We start from the raw sequence: 19,318 nt of genomic DNA, 5'->3' as shown, positions 1-19,318 counted from the left end.
GAATAATTCAAGTGAATTTGTTTGAAAGAAGAACTTTAAAAGCTTTATTTTCACCCGATAAAATACCCATAAAACAAGAGGAAGCTCATTTGAGCTTCCTCTTGTGAAAAATTGTGGGACAGCAATGGAGGAGTTCCTCACTTTTTCAAAGGGAGGTTAGGAGGGATTTAAAAATTAAAAATAATTAGCTTATTCCGGCATATTTAACCAGTATGGACCCAAAGGTACTTTGGGTAGGTCAAAATGTTCTGGATATTCAGCCTGGATAAAATACAGACCGTCCGGTGGTGCGGTAACACCGGCTGCTTTACGATCTTCTGCTGCAAAAATATGGTCAATATGGTCAACCCCATACATGCCTTGGCCGATTTCCAGCAAACAGCCCATGATATTGCGTACCATATGATGCAGGAAGCCATCCGCCTGAATATCTAGAATCAGATAAGGCCCATGCTGGATCAGGCGGCAGTGACGGACGTGACGTACCGGCTGATTGGACTGGCAGGCTGCTGCACGAAAACTCTCAAAGTTATGTGTGCCTTCAAACTTTGCAGCCGCTTCAATCATCTTTTTGACATCAAGTGGATAGTAAATATGAGTGACCTGTTTATGCAGCAAGGCAGGGCGTACCGGATAGTTATAGACAATATAACGATAACGGCGTGCCTGTGCTTTAAAGCGTGCATGGAAGCCATCATCCATCTCCTTGATCCATTGGATCGAGATATCCTTAGGTAACTGGCTATTTGAGCCCATTAACCAGCCTCGTTCAGAACGCAAGGCATGGGTATCAAAATGTGCGACCATATTGGTCGCATGCACGCCGGCATCGGTTCGGCCTGCACCATGCAGAATAATCGGTTCATCGGCAATTTTACTGAGAACCTTCTCGATGGTTTCCTGAACACTGATTACGCCCGGTTGTTGAGTCTGCCAACCTCGATAATTCGTTCCACAAAACTCAATTCCCACCGCAAAACGCTGCATAATGACCTCAAAACCTGACTAATCGTACCAATGGGCATGCCATTGTTCTACCGTGTCATATTGTAAATACATTTTTAGGGCTTTTGCATAAAGATCAGCATGGCCATAACTTTCATTGAGTAGAATTTTGCAATCATGCACCCATTCAGCAATGGCATAACGCTGATCGGTGGCACCGAAAGGCACTTGAGTAGTTAAGACCGAGATACAGCCTTTGGCATAGAGCTGATTGATAAAATCTACGATCTCTGGATTGACGGCCAGATTGCCGGTTCCAAAGCCTTGCAGGAATAGAAAATGCGGAGGATAGGCCAAAATATTTTTCAGATTATTGAACTGTTGAACTAAATCGATCGGCTGCATCATCAAGCTCATACAGTTAAAATCCAGAGCTTTGGCAATATCGTCTGCTGTAACCTGATGACTTTGCTGGTTGGCCTGAATAGCGATATGCGCATCCAGACCAGTAAAGGCATTCAGCTCAGTGGTATGTTGCTTTAAGGCAGTTTGAGCATGAATCAGTTGCTGATGAAAAGCCAGATAAACACCTGCATTACACTGAGTTACTGAAGCGAGCGCAAAGCTCAGATTGTCCATGGCATCGCTAAATTCGCGTTGCGCATCGCCTTCAGCATTCAGGAGGGGATACTGGCTGCCAGTCAGCACAATATGAGCCGAATTCCCCATAAAATGTGCCAATACTGCGCTGGCATAGCTCAGGGTATCTGTCCCGTGAATAATCACAAAATGTTGTATCTGCTGTTCAGATTGCAGATTTTGGATAAATTGCACCAGTTCTAACCAGTCTGTAGCAGTACAGGCACTGCTGTCCTTAATCACAGGAGCGCAGTAATACTGAATCAACGGTTGATCCGTAGCAAGCAGCTGTTCCAGTTTTGGAATAAATAAATCGGCAGACATAGGGGCGAGCGGGTCACCGACACAGCCAAAGGTGCCGCCCATATAAATCAGTGCAATATCTTTCATCATAAAAAAAGCAGCCAAATGTGACTGCTTTAGTGTAAAGGGAAATTGATTAAGATGCGATTTGATTCAGCAACTGATCGGCTTGCTGACGTTGTGCTGCTGTATATTCAGCTTCACGTTCAGCAATGACTTCACGGGCAGCTGCATAAGCGCCTAACTGGATATATTGCTGTGCCAGCTCCAGGTTAAGGTCCGCTTCATTAACTTCCATCAGCTCCGGGAAAGACTGCACTAATGGATCATGTTGATCGGTTGCTGTAGTTACTGGCGCTGTCGGAATCTCAAAATTCACCCCTGTAGAAACAGGAGCCTCTTTTACAGCTTCGATATTATCAAGTTTGAAATCTAGTCCAGATGTTTCAGACGTAGCAGGTGTTTCAGTTGCAGGCGCTGCAATATCGAGGCTAGACAGATCAAACTCAGTCGCAGGTTCGGCGGTTTTTTCCGCTGCAGGTGTTGGAGTGTCTAGAGAGAAAGAGAAATCTAAAGGCTGGATTTCTTCTGTTGTTGCAGGCGCTGATTCTGTTTCTAAAGATACAGAGGGTTCAAGCTCAAGTTTAAAATCTTGAACAGGTGTTGATTCTGTTGTTGAGGTAAGCTGACTTTCGGTTATTTTACTTTGAAAATCAAATTCTAAAGCATTATCTAGAGTTGAAGATATATCTTCTGACTTAATTGGTTGAGCTACTGGATTTACCGGCTCAAAATTAAACTCTAGAGGCTCAACATTTGTTGCAGATTCAACTGTAGAAATTGGTTTACTTGGTTGAATTTCCTGCTGCATTTGTTCAAATGCAAGTTCATTTGAGGGGGAAGAGGTAGTTAAATCTGCAAATGCATCTATAGATACTGAATTTTCATCCTTAGAAAAACCTTCTACTGCTGAGTCTGAAAAATTGTTTGTATCTTGAGCTATTGTAGTAGCACTTTCAAATTCACGTTTTTTGACTTCAGCCTGAGCCAGAATATCTTCCAGTCCTAGAGAACGGACATGGTTAATCAGCTGTGAAATCGCAAATTCATCTTTTTGCAGGATATGAATGTCGAGCAGTAGTAAATACAATTCATGTTGAGAATTATCGCGATTCAGTGCCTGATTGATTTGCGCTTCAGCTGCAAAGAAATTACGTTCCTGAACCAGACCTTCAATTTTCTTGCGTGTCTCTGCTGATAGAGGCGTTGCTGATTTTTTAACGACTCCGGCTGGCTCGACCACTTTGGTTCTTTGTGAAGTGGATTTTGACGCAGCGCCAGGTTTTTTCACTTTTACAGTTTTAGTTTTTGCTTTATCTGATTCTTGAGCATCTTGTCGTTTTTTTATGACAATTAATACGATGATCAATATCACTAATGGAATCACATAAATCAGCATGTTTTACCCCTTGGGGATAGAGTCATTAAGTTCGCCTATCCCAATAAATCGTCATGTGTAACTTTTTAATTAATTGGCTTTTTATCTGCCTGTTGTGCTTTAAGCTGTTGTTGCAGCTGGGCAAGACGAGCATTTAATAATTGAATTCTGTGATCCTTCTGATTGAGTGCCAATTCTAGTTCAGTTACGTTTCTCTGTAATTTAACGGTTTTTTCACGGGCTGTCATAACTTTTAATGACAACTCTTTCGAAGTTCGATTTTCTTTTGTGTTTGAGTTGGCAGAAACCTGGCCGGAATCACGTTGATTCTCGGCAACCAGGCTCATTTCAGCCTCATTCAGACGATATTTGGTTTTTGCAGCAGGTTTGGAGGGTGCTTGAGCAGACTTAATTGCTGCGGCCTGTATCGGAGTTTTTGCAGTATGGATGGTTGCTAAATTAAGCGCTGCACCTTTACGCAAGCGGTTAGCATCGCCTCCAATAAAAGCATGTTCATTTTCACGCTTGATCTGCTGCATGACCTCACTTACTGGACGCTGCTGTTCATTGGCAATCCTGGAAGCAATGCCCCAAAGCGACTCATTTGACTGTACCACATACGTCGGCTTGATCTGGGTTGAGGTGCTTTGTTTGATGGCTGCCGGCTGTGCCTGAGTTTTAGTCGCTAAATTTGGTTTGTCCTGTGCAGTGCTGGATGCCGCCTGCTTGCGAGCCTGTTGTTCTGCATATTTTTTGACAAGTGGATCACTGGACACCATCTGGTTTTCAGTGCTTGTCGGTGCAGAAACTTGCGCTGAGGCTGCATTTTTATTTGTTATATCTATTGTAATTTCAGCTGGTTTTGTTTCAGCCTGAATTTTTGTAGCTGCAGCCTGTAAGTTTGACGTTGCATCTGCTTGAGCCGCAGTCGTGTGAGCTGCTTTGGATGAAGTATTCACTGGCGCAGTGTTTACATTGCCAGCTTGCTGTGAACTATGACTTGTCGCTGCTACCGCAGTTTCAGTATTAAGTTTTGTTGGGCTTGTGACTTGAGCTGCAATACTCGATGTCGGCTCATGGGTCACAGCAGCTAACGCTGTTTTAGGGATAGAGCTGGCTGATAATGCAGGAGGTGCTGTGTTTTGTAAGGCTAATGGTTTTTCTGCCACAAACGGGGTGGTTGGTTTGGATTGGGCATTGGTATAGCGCGTACTCACCGGTAAGTTCAGGGCAATATCTTTTTCACTCACGACTACGACAGGCGCGAGTGGCTGTTCATTTTGTTTCAGGCTGGCCTGTAACAAATCAGTTTTAGGTCTTAATGCAGTACGGATATGCTGTAGGCGTGCTGCATTGCCCTCTTTGATTTTGACAATGATATTTAATTCACGATCAGTGACCGGGCGCGAGGAGGTAATGGTAATAACCCCAGTACCATTACTGTTGCGACGGGTGAAAAAATTTAAATGACCCGGTGGCTGATGCGATGCGCCCATAGAAATCAGGTCTTCTGGCGAGGCTAAACTTACCTCAATGGGCAAGTTAATATCTGATTGACGGAAATTCATTTCCGCATAAAGCAATTCCCCAGGTGCAGACTGGATTTGTACCGAATCTACATTAATCGCATAGATATTTTGTGAAGCAACAATGGCTAAAATGGCAAGCTTTAATTTGTTATATACAGTCATCTGTGAGCTCAGTCATTATCGCATAGCGAAAATTATAGATTAACGGGATGTTTGTTTTTTGTAAAATACTTACGCAATAGTTACACAAAAAAGCCGATCAATAAAGATCGGCTTCATGCTTTATTTCCTGACGGAAACTTAAGAGTTTTTATAGTCAATCAAGATGCGCAGCATACGACGTAAAGGTTCTGCAGCACCCCAAAGTAACTGGTCACCTACTGTGAATGCACCTAGGTATTCTTTACCCATGTTCAGTTTACGCAGACGACCAACAGGTACAGTTAATGTGCCAGTCACTGCAACAGGAGTCAGATCAGTCATTGAGGCTTCACGAGTGTTTGGCACAACTTTAGACCAGTCATTTGCATTTGCAATGATATCTTCGATCTCATCCAGTGGAACATCTTTGCGAAGTTTCAGGGTTAATGCCTGAGAGTGACAACGCATTGCGCCGATACGTACACAATGGCCATCAATCGGTACGATCTGCTGGTTACCTAGAATCTTGTTGGTTTCAGCCTGACCTTTCCATTCTTCTTTAGACTGGCCGCTTTCCAGCTGCTTGTCGATGTATGGAATCAGAGAACCTGCTAAAGGTACACCGAAGTTTGCAGATGGGAAGCCTTCACCACGTTGCAATTCAGCAATTTTAGAATCAATGTCCAGAATTGGAGAACGTGGATCATCCAGCAAGTCTTTGGTATTGTTATATAAATAACCCATACCAGTAATCAGCTCACGCATGTTTTGCGCGCCCGCACCCGAAGCTGCCTGATAAGTCATGGAAGTTGCCCATTCCACCAGATTGTTCTGGAACAGACCGCCTAAACCCATCAACATCAGGGAAACGGTACAGTTACCGCCCACGAAAGTTTTGGTGCCTTTGACCAGACCGTCTTTGATCACATGCATGTTCACCGGATCAAGTACGATGATTGCTTCATCATCCATACGCAGGGTAGATGCTGCATCAATCCAGTAGCCATCCCAGCCTTCAGCTTTTATTTTCGGGAAAACTTCAGTGGTGTAATCGCCACCTTGACAGGTAATAATGACATCCATTTGCTTCAGACTGTTAATGTCTGTTGCATCCATAAGTGCTGGGGCAGTCTTACCACCAAATGCCGGAGCTTCACCACCCGCATTACTGGTAGAAAAATAGAATGGCTCAAAATGAGCAAAATCATTCTCTTCAACCATACGTTGCATAAGGACGGAACCCACCATCCCGCGCCAACCGACCAGACCTACTTTCATGTCACTTTGCCTCGGTGCGTTAAAAAATCAAAAGGGATTCGAGTGTATCAAAAAGGGACGTGACTGCAAGAGCTACACAATCAAAACATCAATATTCTTGAGCGAAATATCTGCTTTATGATACATACAAAATTGATAAAGCAATTTTTCTTTTATAAAAAATAATAACTTAGTAAAGAGTGTATCTTATGGTAGGGTTTATCCAGATCATGGCAATCGTGGTCATCTGGTTAAGTTTCTGGTCGCTGATTCCCCGAGATGAATGGTGGATTCGTGGTGCAGATTTTCCACGTTTACAGATTCTGGTTTTGGGCTTCATTGCCTTTGTTCTTTTTCTCCTGGTCGATCACCCATGGACGGCCTTCAATCAGCTGCTTTTTGTCGGCCTGATCGCTGCTTTGGCGTATCAGCTGAAAATGGTCTTGCCTTATACCTTTGTTTGGAAAAAACAGGTCAAGCAGGTCAAGCAGGATCAGCTGGATCCGGATCGTCAGATTTCCCTGATTGTTTCAAATGTTCTGACCACCAATACTAAATATCATTTACTGATTGAACAGATCCAGACCCATCAGCCAGACTTGGTCTTAACGCTGGAAACCGATCATGCATGGCAGGATGCGCTGGCCGTCATTGAGCCAGATTACCCCTATCGGGTACCTGTACCTTTGGATAATCTGTATGGCATGCATCTGTACAGCAAACTTGAGCTGAGTGAAACGGAGGTTAAATTTATTCTGAGTGATGAAATTCCCTCGATTCATACCAAGGTCTTGTTACGTTCCGGACAGCCGGTACAGCTCTATTGTCTGCATCCGAAACCACCAAGCCCAACTGAAGCCAAAGATTCAACCTTACGTGATGCGGAATTGCTGATTGTAGGGGACCAGATTAAGGATCTGGATGAAAGCTGCATTGTGATGGGAGATCTGAATGATGTGGCCTGGTCACGCACGACACGTTTATTCCAGCGTATTAGCGGGTTGCTTGATCCGCGTGTCGGCCGACGTTATGTGAATACCTTTCATGCCGATTATCCCTTATTGCGCTGGTCGCTTGACCATGTGTTTCACAGCACCGATTTCGCTCTGGTGCATATGGAGCGTTTAAAACACGTCGGATCAGATCATTTTCCAGTTTATCTGGTATTACAAACTGGCCGGGTATTTGAGCATCATCAGGAAGAGCTGGAAGAAACGGATCAGGATGATCAGGAAGCCAAAGAAGCCATTCAGGAAGGAATTGAAAAGGCAGAGAAAGAAGAGAAGAAAGTCACTGATAAGATTGCGATGGCGTATAAGAATGAGGAGAAATTCTTATAGTTTTAGCTGAAAAGTGTACGATATTGCTTACAGCAGTTTCCGCTTCTTGCGAATGGGCAGCACAGAGGAATCCACGTATTCTAAGCTCATCAGCACAGGGAGTCGAGAAAGGATATTCTCATAAGGAAGACGAAGCTGAATGAAAACATCATGGAAATGATGCTGAAAGGGAAATCACAACAACGAAGAAGCAATTATAACATATGAAAGCACAACCTCATTAACCCGGGTTTTACAGGATGTAGAACCCGGGTTAAATTATTTTGGCTCATTTTTTTTATTATAATTAATTGATTATTAAAATAAAATTTAAATTAAAAAATGGATATTACCTGAATGGAAGTTATGATTTCCGATCATGATTCAGTCAATGAATTCGAAGTGCTACAGCTCTATCTTGTCAATCAATGGTCAGCTGCAGAAAAACCTCAATTGCTTTTAAAGGCTTTGCAGTATTCTCATAGTCTGGTGACGGCACGTATCAACGGTCGGCTGGTCGGCTTGGGAAATGCGATTTCAGATGGTTATCTGGTGGTGTATTTTCCACATTTATTGGTTCACCCGGAGGTGCAGCGACAGGGTATTGGTCGTCTGATCATGCAAGAAATGCTGCAACGTTATTCAGGATTTCATCAGAAAATTCTGGTGACTGATCAGCATGCCACTGAATTTTATAAAGCTCTAGGCTTTGAGCGTGCAGGGCATACACAAGCAATGTGGATTTATCAGGGAACCGATCATTGATTTTTCTTGCCAATAATAGCGTTCATATTAATTCTAGTTCTTAATAGATTTTATCGTAGCCTTCAGGACGGGTCTTAAAGCGACGGTGGAACCACATATATTGCGTCGGTGCAATGCGCAACTGGCGTTCAATAATCAGATTTACCCGGGTTGCATCATCGACTTCATCCGCACTTGGCAGGTTCTCTACCGCAGGCTCGATCAACACACAGTAGCATGGATCTTTAATATCACCAGTTCGATAAAAATAGAGTGGAATGGCAGCGGCCTTGGTCATTTTTAATAAGCGACGATGTGCAGTGACTGTGGCTGCAGGTACTCCAAAAAAGGGTGCCATCACACCCTGTTTTAAACCAAAATCCTGATCCGGACTGTACCAGATAGCATGGCCATTTTTCAGGTTACGCACCAGACCGCGCATATCATCATGGTCAATCTGGTTGGCATAAATGGTGGCACGGCAGCGGTAAATCAGCATATCGAGCAAGGGATTATTTTGTGGTCGATACACCACATCCGGCTCAAAATACTGTGCACATAAATAACCACCAGCATCCAGCAAAGTCGAGTGGGTACCGAGCAATAAAGCCCCTTTACCTTCTGCCTGAGCCTGCTGGATATGTTCCAGCCCTTCAATCTGTACCCGGCCTTTAAACCATTTTGGACAGTACCAGGCATTCAAGGTCTCAAATACACCGAGCATCTGGTCAATAAAGACCATACGAGCATTGTCCTGAACTTCTTGAGCTGACCATTCAGGGAAACAAACTTCCAGATTGCGAAGCGTGGTTTCACGGCGAGATTTCAAATATTTAAATGCTATCTGGCCGAGTAGACGTGCCAGACGATGCTGAGTCGCCCAAGGTAAGATAGCCAGAATCATCAGAAATACAATACCCACCCAGATGCCCCAGTATTGCGGCAACAGGAATGACCATTGAAATTCACCGGGTTTGTATTCTGGCGTTCGACTCATAAATTCAATATTTGAAATCAAAGATGTCAGCAGTGTAGCAGAAGAGCTTTTTGAAATAAAAAACTGTAAAATAAAAAAGCACCTGTACGAATACAGATGCTTAGTGACTAGGCGATTTAAAGATTAGCCTTTGGTCATATTTTCCAGTTCGTCCCAACGTTCCATTTTTTCCAGCAAAATCTCATCAATTTCGCCTAAACGTTCAGAGGCCTTGGTCGCTGCTGCTGCATCTGTGACAAACCACGAGCCATCCGCCAGTTTTTCAGAAAGTTCAGCTTGTTCTTTTTCCAGTGCTTCAATTTCAGCCGGTAACATTTCCAGTTCACGCTGATCTTTGTAGCTGAGTTTTTTCTTCGGAGCCGATGCTACAGGTGTAACTGCTGCTTCAGCTTTGGCCTGAGCTTTTTTGACAGCCATTTTCTGGTCAACCACAGTTTGATCTGGACGTTGTTCCAGATAATCCTGATAGCCACCGACATATTCATCAATATTGCCTTTGCCATCAAAGACCCAAGTCGATGTGACGACGTTGTCCATAAAAGCACGGTCATGCGAGATCAGTAGCAGGGTGCCTTTGTATTCCGCCAGCATTTCTTCCAGCAGTTCTAGCGTCACCATATCCAGATCGTTGGTCGGTTCGTCCATCACGATCAGGTTGGATGGTTTCAGTAATAGTTTGGCGAGCAGAATACGGTTGCGTTCACCACCTGAAAGGGCTTTAACTGGCGTACGGGCACGTTCTGGGGAGAACAGGAAGTCTTGTAAATAGCTATAGATATGACGACGTTGGCCATTCACATCGACATGATCTGAACCTTCCGAAACGTTATCTTTAACTGATTTTTCCAGATCCAGCACATTACGTAGCTGGTCAAAATAAGCAATTTCCAGCTGGGTCCCGGTTTTGACTGTACCGCCATGCTCGATTTCTCCCAGAATGGCTTTGATCAGTGTGGTTTTACCGACACCATTATCACCCACCAGACCAATACGGTCACCACGCATTACCAGCGCCGAGAAGTCATTGATGATCGGTGCATTGTCACTAAACTTCACGCTCAGATGTTCAATCTCGAACACCACTTTACCTGAACGCTGTGCTTCCTGAGTCGACATGTTGACTTTGCCTTGCTGGAAGCGGCGTGCTTTAGACTCTTCACGCAATTCTTTCAGAGCACGAACACGACCTTCGTTACGGGTACGGCGCGCTTTAATACCTTGACGAATCCAGGCTTCTTCTTCAGCCAGTTTTTTCTCGAACAGGGCATTCTGTTTTTCTTCTGCTTCCAGCTGCTGAGCTTTCAGGTCGAGGTAACGTGAATAGTTGCCTTCATAGCTACGCAAAATACCACGGTCCAGCTCGACAATACGGGTCGCAATACTGTCCACAAAGGCACGGTCATGCGAAATAAACAGTAAGGTCAGGTTGTTCTGCTCGAGCAGGAATTTTTCCAGCCACTCGATACTTTCGACATCCAGATGGTTGGTCGGTTCGTCGAGTAACAGCACATCAGGTTGGGTGAGCAGGGCACGTGCCAACAGGACACGGCGTTTACGACCGCCAGATAAATCGGCCAGATCCGCTTCAGGATCCAGTCCCATTTTACTTAGGATTGAATTAACCTTAGTTTCTAAAGCCCAGCCATCCAGCTGATCCATCTGATGCTGCAAATGTCCCATGCGGTCACAGGCTTCCATATCACCGAGCACGCAAGCTTCACTGGCTTCATGGTAAGCACGCAACACTTCTGAAGCTTCACCAGCGCCGTCGGCAACAATATCTGCAACCTTGCCGGAATCCATTGGCACGTCTTGGGCCAGCATGGAAATGGTGATGCCATTTTGTAACGAAACTTCACCACTATCCGGGAGTAAACTTCCTTCAATCAGTTTAAGTAAGGTAGACTTACCCTCACCATTACGGCCAATCAAACATACTCGTTCACCGCGTTCCAAATTAAAGTTGGCGCCGTCGAGCAAGGCAGGTCCGCCAAATGCCAGTTGGACATCCCTTAAAGTAATATAGGCCATAATGTTAATGTTTCCTGAAATCCCAAATGAGGACTTAAAATGACTAAACAACAAAATCTAAATGATCAGGCGTCATTTTCCGCACCCATTGAAGATTTGCAAGTGCGAATTGCATTTTTAGATGATTTAGTTGAACAGCTGAATCAGCAGGTCACTCGCCAGAATCTGGAAATTGCCGATTTAAAAAAACAAATGCAGTTGTTATATCAACGTGTTGAGTCTGCAGACTTGTCCGAAGGGATTGATGCTTTTGATCCGGTCACCAACCGTCCCCCGCATTATTAATTTACAAATAATTTTTAAAAAGAAAACAAAAAAAAGCCCTCCAGTCGTGAGGGTTTTCTTTTAAGTAGGTGAAGCTCGATAAACCTAAACCAAGTCGCTACTTTTATTCCGTCCAAGATGATCTTTAAAATCTAAATATCGTCATGGAAGGAGGAAACTATTTGACCTTTCACACACTTCCTACTCTAATAGTATTTTTCTAGCTCAGTTTTTAATCTTGCCTTATGCGCCAAAAAGTTGTCCTTCTTGATCTCGAAAATAACTTTCCTACAGCCAAACTGTTACGTGACATTGTTGAACATTATCCGACCTTGTATCTGTTTAACTGTGCCGGAAAATTCGAGTTTGCTCTAGAAGAACTGACTGAGTTGGCGAGCTGGATCAGCAGCGGACAAATTATCATTCTGGACGTCCTGGAAGCAGAGCATAAGGAATATGAATATGCCGTGATTGTGGGCCAGCTGATGGCTTTGCTGGAAGCAGATACTCAGGTCGAGCTGATCTCCGCGATGGATAGCAGTGAAATGCTAATGCAGATGCTGCAGGCTTCAGATATTGATTGCAGCCTGATTCAGGTGCTACCAGAGGATGCATCAACAGAGACTCAAGATAAACCCAAAATCCAGTTGCCAAGTATTGAAGCCATTAAAGCTAAACCGGCTTTGCAGCTGGTGAAAAAATATTGTGATGCGCTCGGCAAGATGAGTGGTAAACCGACCACGCTCGAAACCTTAAAAAATTCTGTCACCAATATTCTGCAAGTTTTACCAGGCAAAGCCCAGCATGTAGTTGGCATGCTGATTAATCTGAAAATAGTCAAACGCTATGATGAGCAGATCAGTTTCCGTAAAAAAGTGCTGAAACAGTGGGTGCAGCTGGATCTCAATGACAACCAACCCGCTGAAAAACCAGCTTTGGATCAGGTGATCTCGAAGCTTAATCCTGAAGAGCCTGTAGTTGAACCTGCTCAATCTCCAATCCAGTCTGCCCAGCAAGGTCTGTTCAAAAACTTTAATAAAATTGACCCGGTACAGCTCGAAGTTGCACGCAAGCTGCGCGAATTACAGGGAAATAAGCCTAAAGATATTTATGAATTACGTGATTTGCTCGAGCAGTTATTTCCAAAATCCGATGTCCGTCTTTTACTTAAAGAGTTGATTGAAAAAGGATATATTTATTGGGATGGTCACGAAGTGTTATATAGTCATGAGATGTTTCTAAATTAGAATAATCTCATGAGGGCATATGAAAAAAATACTGTTATTGGATATTGAAAACTTACCTAAAACTGAAACAGAGCTCCTTCAATATCTTGCCCAATATCAATATGTTTATCTGGTCTATGCCAAAACGCCCATGGGGTTTAGTCTGGATGGTGTCGTCAGGCTTGCACCTGCAATCAGTGCAGGAAAACTAAAAGTCCTGAAGATGCCTAAAATAGGTAAAGACGCTGCTGATTTTGGCCTATGTTTTATTGCTGGACAGCTTTCTACCCAATATAAAAGCTCTGAAGTTTGCTTCGAGATTATGTCGAATGACTTTTCTATGGAATATGTGGCGGACTTACTTAAAATTGCCAAATTTCAGGCTAAAGTTATTTCAGCTAAACCATTAGTCAATCCAAATATTGCTCAGCAAATAAAAGCAGAAATAGACATTCAAAAGCTGATTTTTCAATACTGCTCCAATTTAGTGAGAAGTAACTTTTCTAAGCCTGCAAAAGTAGAAACTTTAATCAACTCGCTTAAAGCCAATTTAAAAGTGGAAGAAAAATATGCTCAGCTTTTAGTAGATGAATTAATTAGAATAAAAATTATTAAAAATCAGTCTGGTAAGCTTCAATATCAGACTGCAGCAATTGAAAAATTTTATAAACAGCATTTAGCTACCGTCGAAACCGTCGAAACCGTCGAAACCGTCGAAACCGTCGAAACCGTCGAAACCGTCGAAACTCAAGATGAAGTGACTGAAAGAAAATTAAGTCATTTACGTCTGCGCCTGATGCCTTATCTCAATGTTTTTGCAGAACGTCGGCCTAAATTTATTGCCAGTTTCGAGGCGTTACTAGAGCGATGCGTGCCTAAGGAAGAGGTACGAGAATCACTCGATTTACTCATCAAACATCAGCTAATACAGTTAAATAAACGGGAAATTATTTATAGTCCGCAGCTGCTGGGAAATTAAATTTATCCAGCGGTGCTTGCCTTTTATAGCGGGCTTATGCAAATCTAATATAAGAACATAAAGGTTGAACTATGGAAAATACCGGAATCTGGGTGGCAGTTGTCATCATCGTTTTCGTACTGGGGTCTATTTTTGGTCTGCGTGTGAGTCCTAGAGAAAAGGCATTAGGACTTATGCGTGATAAAGCCCGCAAGATGGGCTTACATCCACGTCTGGTGGTTGCACCGGACTGGACCAATATTCCCAAGGTGACTGAAAGTCGTGCCAGTATGGTGGCCTATTATAGTGTGCTGCTTCCAGATGCCCGTTTACCGCTGATGCGTGCCCGCGTGGTTGATAACAAACTTGAACTGGTGTATGGGGATGACAAATTTAAAGATTTTCCCATTGCATTAAAGGGCATTTATGCTATTGATATGCAGGCAAACTGTGTAGGACTCTATTGGGATGAAGAATCTGATCTTAGAGCCACACAACTTGATGACATCAAGGCACTATTACATTCTTTGGCTGAACTTTAATTTTAGAAATAAACAGGATTAAACGGTTAATATGGCGAACGCTCCTCGGTCCACATCAAAAAGCAGCACGGCGAAGTCTTCCGACGCTGGAAGTAAACGTGCCTTGGTGATTGTGGAGTCGCCTGCAAAAGCGAAAACAATCAACAAGTATCTCGGTTCAAACTACATCGTGAAATCCTCGGTGGGTCATGTGCGTGACTTGCCAACGGGCGGCTCTGCGAAAACTGCAGAGAAAAAACCGGTGACCCGAACCAAGCTGACTGAAGCAGAAAAAGCGGAAAAATCACAGCAGGCGTTGATTAACCGGATGGGTGTCGATCCAGAACATGACTGGAAAGCCAAATATGAAGTCCTTCCGGGCAAGGAAGGCGTAGTCGCTGAACTGAAAAAACTGGCATCGCAAGTCGATGAAGTGTATCTCGCAACGGATTTGGACCGTGAAGGGGAAGCGATTGCCTGGCATTTAAAAGAAGTGATCGGCGGCGATGATTCACGCTATCAACGTGTGGTCTTTAACGAAATTACCAAAAATGCCATTCAGGAAGCGTTTAAACAGCCCTCACGTCTAGATACCAATAAGGTCAATGCCCAGCAGGCACGCCGTTTCCTGGATCGTGTCGTCGGCTTCATGATTTCGCCACTGCTATGGGAAAAAATTGCCCGTGGTCTGTCTGCGGGGCGTGTACAGTCTGTCGCTGTAAAGCTGGTCGTGGAACGCGAACGTGAAATTCGTAAGTTCATTCCTGAAGAATACTGGCAGGTTTTTGCAGATACCAAATCCAAGAAAGATGATATTCGTCTGGAAGCGGTCAAGCAAAATGGCAAGACTTTAAAGCTGCATAATAAAGCTGAAACAGATGCTTTACTGAATCTGATTAAAGACGCTGAATATAAAGTTATTAGCCGTGAAGATAAGCCGACCAAGGTGAATCCAAGTGCGCCGTATATCACGTCTACCTTGCAACAGGCCGCAAGTACCCGTCTAGGTTTCTCGGTAAAGAAAACCATGATGCTGGCACAGCGCCTGTATGAAGCTGGTTTCATTACCTATATGCGTACTGACTCCACCTTCCTGAGTGATGATGCAGTCAATATGGTGCGTGGTCATATCGAGTCTGAATATGGCGAGAAATATCTGCCAGCCAAGCCGAACCGTTATGGTAATAAAGCTGGTGCGCAGGAAGCCCATGAGGCCATTCGCCCATCCAATGTGGCATTGAAAGGCGATAGTCTGGCTGGAGTGGAACGTGATGCACAGCGTCTGTATGACCTGATCTGGCGTCAATTTGTAGCTTGTCAGATGACACCAGCAGAATATTTATCATCGACTATTTTAGTGGATGCGAATGGTGTTGAACTGAAAGCCAAAGGTCGTACTCTGGTATTTGATGGTTTCACCAAAGTTCGTGGCCAGAACAAATCTGATGATGATGTACTGTTGCCTGCTGTGAAAGTTGGTGAAGTGCTGAAGCTGGAAAAACTAGATCCATCTCAACATTTTACCAAACCACCGGCACGTTTTACTGAAGCATCATTGGTAAAAGAGCTTGAGAAAAAAGGTATTGGTCGTCCTTCGACTTATGCTGCCATTATCTCGACCATTCAGGATCGTGGTTACGTAAAACTGGAGAACCGTCGTCTCTTTGCCGAGAAGATGGGTGAGATCGTCACCGATCGTCTGGATGAAAGCTTCAATAACCTGATGAACTATGACTTTACTGCAGACCTTGAAGGTCAGCTGGATAAAGTGGCAGATGGTGAGCGTAACTGGAAAGATCTGTTAGACAGCTTCTATGGTGACTTCAAAAAACGTCTGACCAATGCTCAGGGTGAAAACGGCATGCGCCGCAATCAGCCTGTCGAAGTTGAAGCAGTCCATTGTAAAGAATGTGACCGTCCGATGCAGATCCGTACCGGTACAACAGGCGTATTCCTGGGCTGTTCGGGTTATAACTTGCCACCGAAAGAACGTTGTAAAGGTACATTGAACCTGACTCCGGTTGAATCTCTGGCTGCACTGTCTGATGATGATGCAGCAGAAACTGCTGACCTGATGTCGAAAAAACGTTGTCCAGTCTGTGGCACTGCAATGGACAGCTATGTGATTGATGGCGGTCGTAAACTGCATATCTGTGGCAATAACCCAGACTGTGCCGGTTTTGAACTTGAAGAAGGCGAGTTTAAGATTAAGGGTTATGATGGCCCAACCATTCCATGTGATAAATGTGATGGTGAAATGCAGTTGAAGACAGGTCGTTTTGGTCCTTACTTTGCCTGCACCAGCTGTGACAATACCCGTAAAGTGTTGAAGAATGGTCAGCCTGCGCCACCGCGTGTTGATCCGATCAAGATGGAACACTTACGTTCAACCAAACACGATGACTTCTTTGTCTTGCGTGATGGTGCAGCAGGCCTGTTCCTGGCAGCAAGCAAGTTCCCTAAAGTACGTGAAACTCGTGCACCAAAGGTCGCAGAACTACGTACTGTTGCAGAACAGCTTGATCCGAAATATCAGTTTATTTTGAAAGCGCCAGATGAAGATCCTGAAGGTAATCCAACTTTGGTGAAATTCAGCCGTAAGAACCAGTCGCAATATATTGGTTCAGAAACGCCTGAAGGCAAGCAAACCAAATGGTCTTTGGTTTACCAGGACGGAAAATGGGTTGAAGCCTAAAATCTAAAAGTAAAAAATGCCGACATCAGTCGGCATTTTTTATGGATAATAGAAAGCTATAAAAACAACAAGCTAAGTTGATTTTCATCTATGTGGAAAAAAATTCGAATTCTGATTTTATTGCTGATTCTATTTATTGTAGCTGTAAATGCCTATCGTGATCAAAACCAGAACTGGACCAAGCCAGTTTTTGTTTTGTTGCATCCAATTAATGCTGATGGCTCGACAGCTACGCAACAATATATTCAACAGCTTTCAGCGCAAGATTTAAATGGTGCACGAGCATATCTGGAAACAGCTGCACAATATTATCGTGGCCAGCCAACTTATTTCTACTTTAATCTTGGACGTGAACTGAAAGAATTACCTCCTAAAGTTCCTGAGCAGGCATCGATTATCGATACCATATTTTGGAGCCTGAAATTCCGTTTCTATGCCTGGCAACAGCAGCAAAGTTCTGATCCTTCAGCCAATGTGACCTTATATTTAAATTATTATGATCTAGCACAGCACAAGGTCTTAAAGCACTCAACTGCCTTGCAAAAAGGTCGAATTGGATCAGTGAATCTGTTTGCTTCCAAGAAACAGACTGAACAAAACAAGATTGTATTGGTGCATGAGTTGTTGCATGCCTTTGGTGCTAATGATAAATATGATCTGGCTACTGGTCAGCCAATCTATCCTGCTGGATATGCATTTCCAAATCAGCAACCTTTATTTCCTCAAGCGAAAGCAGAGCTAATGGCAGGACATATTCCAACCTCTCAAACAGCGAGCAAAATGCCAGAATCTCTAAATCAGACCCTGATCAATGAAATCACTGCGATTGAACTCGGTTGGAAACGCTGATGTGGATAATGCTGAATTTATCCACAACTTTAGTCGGGCTTGTGGATAAATTTGATACAGATTCATAAAGTTATCGATAGACTGAAACTCCTGACCATAAAACAGTAATAATTGAGAGAAATATGCCTACTTTTGTCCTGGCACCTGATTCCTTTAAGGAAAGTATGACTGCCGAGCAAGCCTGTCAGGCCATGCAACGCGGTATTTTTCAGGTCTTTCCAGATGCACGCTGTATTGCAGTACCGATGGCAGATGGTGGTGAAGGAACAGTGGATGCCTTGCTGCATTCGCTTGAGGGACAGTGTATTTCCTGTACTGTGACGGGGCCTTTGGCAACCCAACAGGTTTCGACTTATTTTGCGTTGGTGGATCAAGGGCAAACAGCAATCATCGAAATGGCCAAAGCCAATGGCATTCATTTGCTAGAACCTTCTCAACGTAATCCAATGCTGACCTCGACCTATGGCACGGGTGAGATGATTAGGAATGCGTTGGATCTCGGTGTAAAGAAAATCATTATTGGACTCGGTGGCAGTGTCACCAATGATGGTGGTGCTGGGATGGCACAGGCGCTGGGTGTGCAGTTTTTTGATACTACAGGTGAGCAGATCCAGGTTTGTGGCGGTAACTTAAATCAGATCGAGCGAATTGATTTTTCTCACTTGGATCAGCGGTTAAAAAATACGGAAATTCTGATTGCATCAGATGTGAATAATCCGCTGTGTGGACCAAATGGTGCTTCGGAAATTTTTGGACCGCAGAAAGGAGCAATGCCAGAAATGGTGCAGCTGCTGGATCAAAATCTCAGTCATTTTGCTGATCTGGTAGAAGCTGGTTTAGGTATTTCCAAAAGAAACATTCCGGGTGCGGGTGCAGCCGGTGGCTTGGGCTTTGGCCTGATGGTTTTTGCTGAAGCAAACCTACAATCCGGTGTGGAATTAATTATTCAACAAAGCCGTTTGGCTGAAAAAATTGCTCAAGCGGATTATGTGCTGACCGGTGAAGGTAAAATTGATCATCAGACAGCTTTAGGTAAAACACCTTTTGGCGTGGCTCAGGTTACCAAGCAATTCAATAAACCAGTAATTGCGTTTGCAGGTCTGGTCGGTGAGGGGATTGAATCATTGTATGAGGAAGGATTTAGCCAAATTGTGGGAATTAATCCGCCGGGTTGCTCATTGGGAGAAGCATTAAAAAATGCTGAGCAAAACCTGGAGCAGGCTTGTGCTCGTGTTATGAAAGAAATTAAAACAAAGCTGGAACAACAAAATAGATAAATTTTTATGAGCTAACCTAGCTGAATGCCCGACCTCATTTATAGGTGAGTGAACTTATGTGGGGTGCGTAGGTGCATTGTTACTTTGACGGAGCAAAGTAACCAAACTCCTGTGTTATTCAGATGATACATCCCTGCATCACTGAATAACGGCGGCATCCATGCCGCCTGGCCGGATTCAAATGC

At 43.8% G+C, this 19,318-nt stretch carries 16 protein-coding genes; 9 read left to right on the top strand and 7 right to left on the bottom strand.

All coding sequences use genetic code 11. The annotated features are described in order from the left end of the window. Positions 1–189: 189 nt before the first annotated feature. The 5 genes from truA to asd form a co-directional block, all read right to left on the bottom strand. Positions 190–987 (bottom strand): tRNA pseudouridine(38-40) synthase TruA, encoded by a 798-nt coding sequence (gene truA / locus FTV12_RS04245; RefSeq protein ID WP_180033556.1) that lies wholly within the window; start codon positions 985–987, stop codon positions 190–192. A gap of 18 nt (positions 988–1,005) precedes the next feature. After that, on the bottom strand, positions 1,006–1,977 hold the full coding sequence (locus FTV12_RS04240; RefSeq protein WP_180033555.1) for an asparaginase domain-containing protein: 972 nt from the start codon (positions 1,975–1,977) through the stop codon (positions 1,006–1,008). Between the two features lie 46 nt (positions 1,978–2,023). Then, positions 2,024–3,346, bottom strand: coding sequence for a fimbrial protein FimV (locus FTV12_RS04235; protein WP_180033554.1), 1,323 nt, complete (start codon positions 3,344–3,346; stop codon positions 2,024–2,026). A 65-nt stretch (positions 3,347–3,411) separates the two neighbouring features. Beyond that, positions 3,412–5,016: a hypothetical protein gene (locus FTV12_RS04230; protein WP_180033553.1), complete on the bottom strand. Its 1,605-nt coding sequence runs from the start codon at positions 5,014–5,016 to the stop codon at positions 3,412–3,414. Between the two features lie 138 nt (positions 5,017–5,154). Next, the gene (asd, locus tag FTV12_RS04225) at positions 5,155–6,273 is read right to left on the bottom strand and encodes an aspartate-semialdehyde dehydrogenase (RefSeq protein ID WP_004781864.1); all 1,119 of its coding nucleotides are present in this window, start codon (positions 6,271–6,273) and stop codon (positions 5,155–5,157) included. 188 nt (positions 6,274–6,461) lie between these two features. Here asd and FTV12_RS04220 point away from each other — a divergent pair, with 188 nt between their 5' ends. Together FTV12_RS04220 and FTV12_RS04215 are read left to right on the top strand one after the other, a co-directional pair. Beyond that, a complete protein-coding gene (locus FTV12_RS04220) occupies positions 6,462–7,592 on the top strand; it encodes an endonuclease/exonuclease/phosphatase family protein (protein ID WP_034702373.1) in 1,131 nt (376 codons plus the stop codon). 336 nt (positions 7,593–7,928) lie between these two features. Beyond that, positions 7,929–8,336 (top strand): GNAT family N-acetyltransferase, encoded by a 408-nt coding sequence (locus tag FTV12_RS04215; RefSeq protein WP_180033552.1) that lies wholly within the window; start codon positions 7,929–7,931, stop codon positions 8,334–8,336. 40 nt (positions 8,337–8,376) lie between these two features. On the opposite strand, the gene FTV12_RS04210 is transcribed toward FTV12_RS04215, so the two are convergent. Then, on the bottom strand, positions 8,377–9,312 hold the full coding sequence (locus tag FTV12_RS04210) for a lauroyl acyltransferase (RefSeq protein WP_180033551.1): 936 nt from the start codon (positions 9,310–9,312) through the stop codon (positions 8,377–8,379). A 123-nt stretch (positions 9,313–9,435) separates the two neighbouring features. Beyond that, complete coding sequence (locus tag FTV12_RS04205; RefSeq protein ID WP_180033550.1) at positions 9,436–11,343, bottom strand: ATP-binding cassette domain-containing protein; 1,908 nt, start codon at positions 11,341–11,343, stop codon at positions 9,436–9,438. A gap of 39 nt (positions 11,344–11,382) precedes the next feature. Between FTV12_RS04205 and FTV12_RS04200 the strand changes: the two genes are divergently transcribed. From FTV12_RS04200 to FTV12_RS04170, 7 genes are all read left to right on the top strand, one after another. Further along, positions 11,383–11,628, top strand: a complete 246-nt coding sequence (locus FTV12_RS04200) for a SlyX family protein (RefSeq protein ID WP_004781873.1) — start codon at positions 11,383–11,385, stop codon at positions 11,626–11,628. Between the two features lie 224 nt (positions 11,629–11,852). Next, positions 11,853–12,854 (top strand): hypothetical protein, encoded by a 1,002-nt coding sequence (locus tag FTV12_RS04195; RefSeq protein WP_180033549.1) that lies wholly within the window; start codon positions 11,853–11,855, stop codon positions 12,852–12,854. A 37-nt stretch (positions 12,855–12,891) separates the two neighbouring features. Next, positions 12,892–13,812 (top strand): PIN domain-containing protein, encoded by a 921-nt coding sequence (locus tag FTV12_RS04190; protein WP_180033548.1) that lies wholly within the window; start codon positions 12,892–12,894, stop codon positions 13,810–13,812. Positions 13,813–13,883: 71 nt separating this feature from the next. Next, positions 13,884–14,333 carry an ammonium transporter gene (locus FTV12_RS04185; RefSeq protein WP_180033547.1) on the top strand — a complete coding sequence of 150 codons (450 nt, stop codon included), beginning with the start codon at positions 13,884–13,886 and terminating at the stop codon, positions 14,331–14,333. A 31-nt stretch (positions 14,334–14,364) separates the two neighbouring features. Continuing rightward, complete coding sequence (topA, locus tag FTV12_RS04180; protein WP_180033546.1) at positions 14,365–17,007, top strand: type I DNA topoisomerase; 2,643 nt, start codon at positions 14,365–14,367, stop codon at positions 17,005–17,007. A gap of 90 nt (positions 17,008–17,097) precedes the next feature. Further along, positions 17,098–17,856 carry a hypothetical protein gene (locus FTV12_RS04175; RefSeq protein ID WP_180033545.1) on the top strand — a complete coding sequence of 253 codons (759 nt, stop codon included), beginning with the start codon at positions 17,098–17,100 and terminating at the stop codon, positions 17,854–17,856. 122 nt (positions 17,857–17,978) lie between these two features. Continuing rightward, positions 17,979–19,133 (top strand): glycerate kinase, encoded by a 1,155-nt coding sequence (locus tag FTV12_RS04170; RefSeq protein ID WP_180033544.1) that lies wholly within the window; start codon positions 17,979–17,981, stop codon positions 19,131–19,133. Positions 19,134–19,318 lie beyond the last annotated feature (185 nt).

It is taken from the genome of Acinetobacter sp. YH12233 (assembly GCF_013417725.1).
Taxonomy (GTDB): domain Bacteria; phylum Pseudomonadota; class Gammaproteobacteria; order Pseudomonadales; family Moraxellaceae; genus Acinetobacter.
This window is presented reverse-complemented; position numbering and strand designations above follow the sequence as displayed.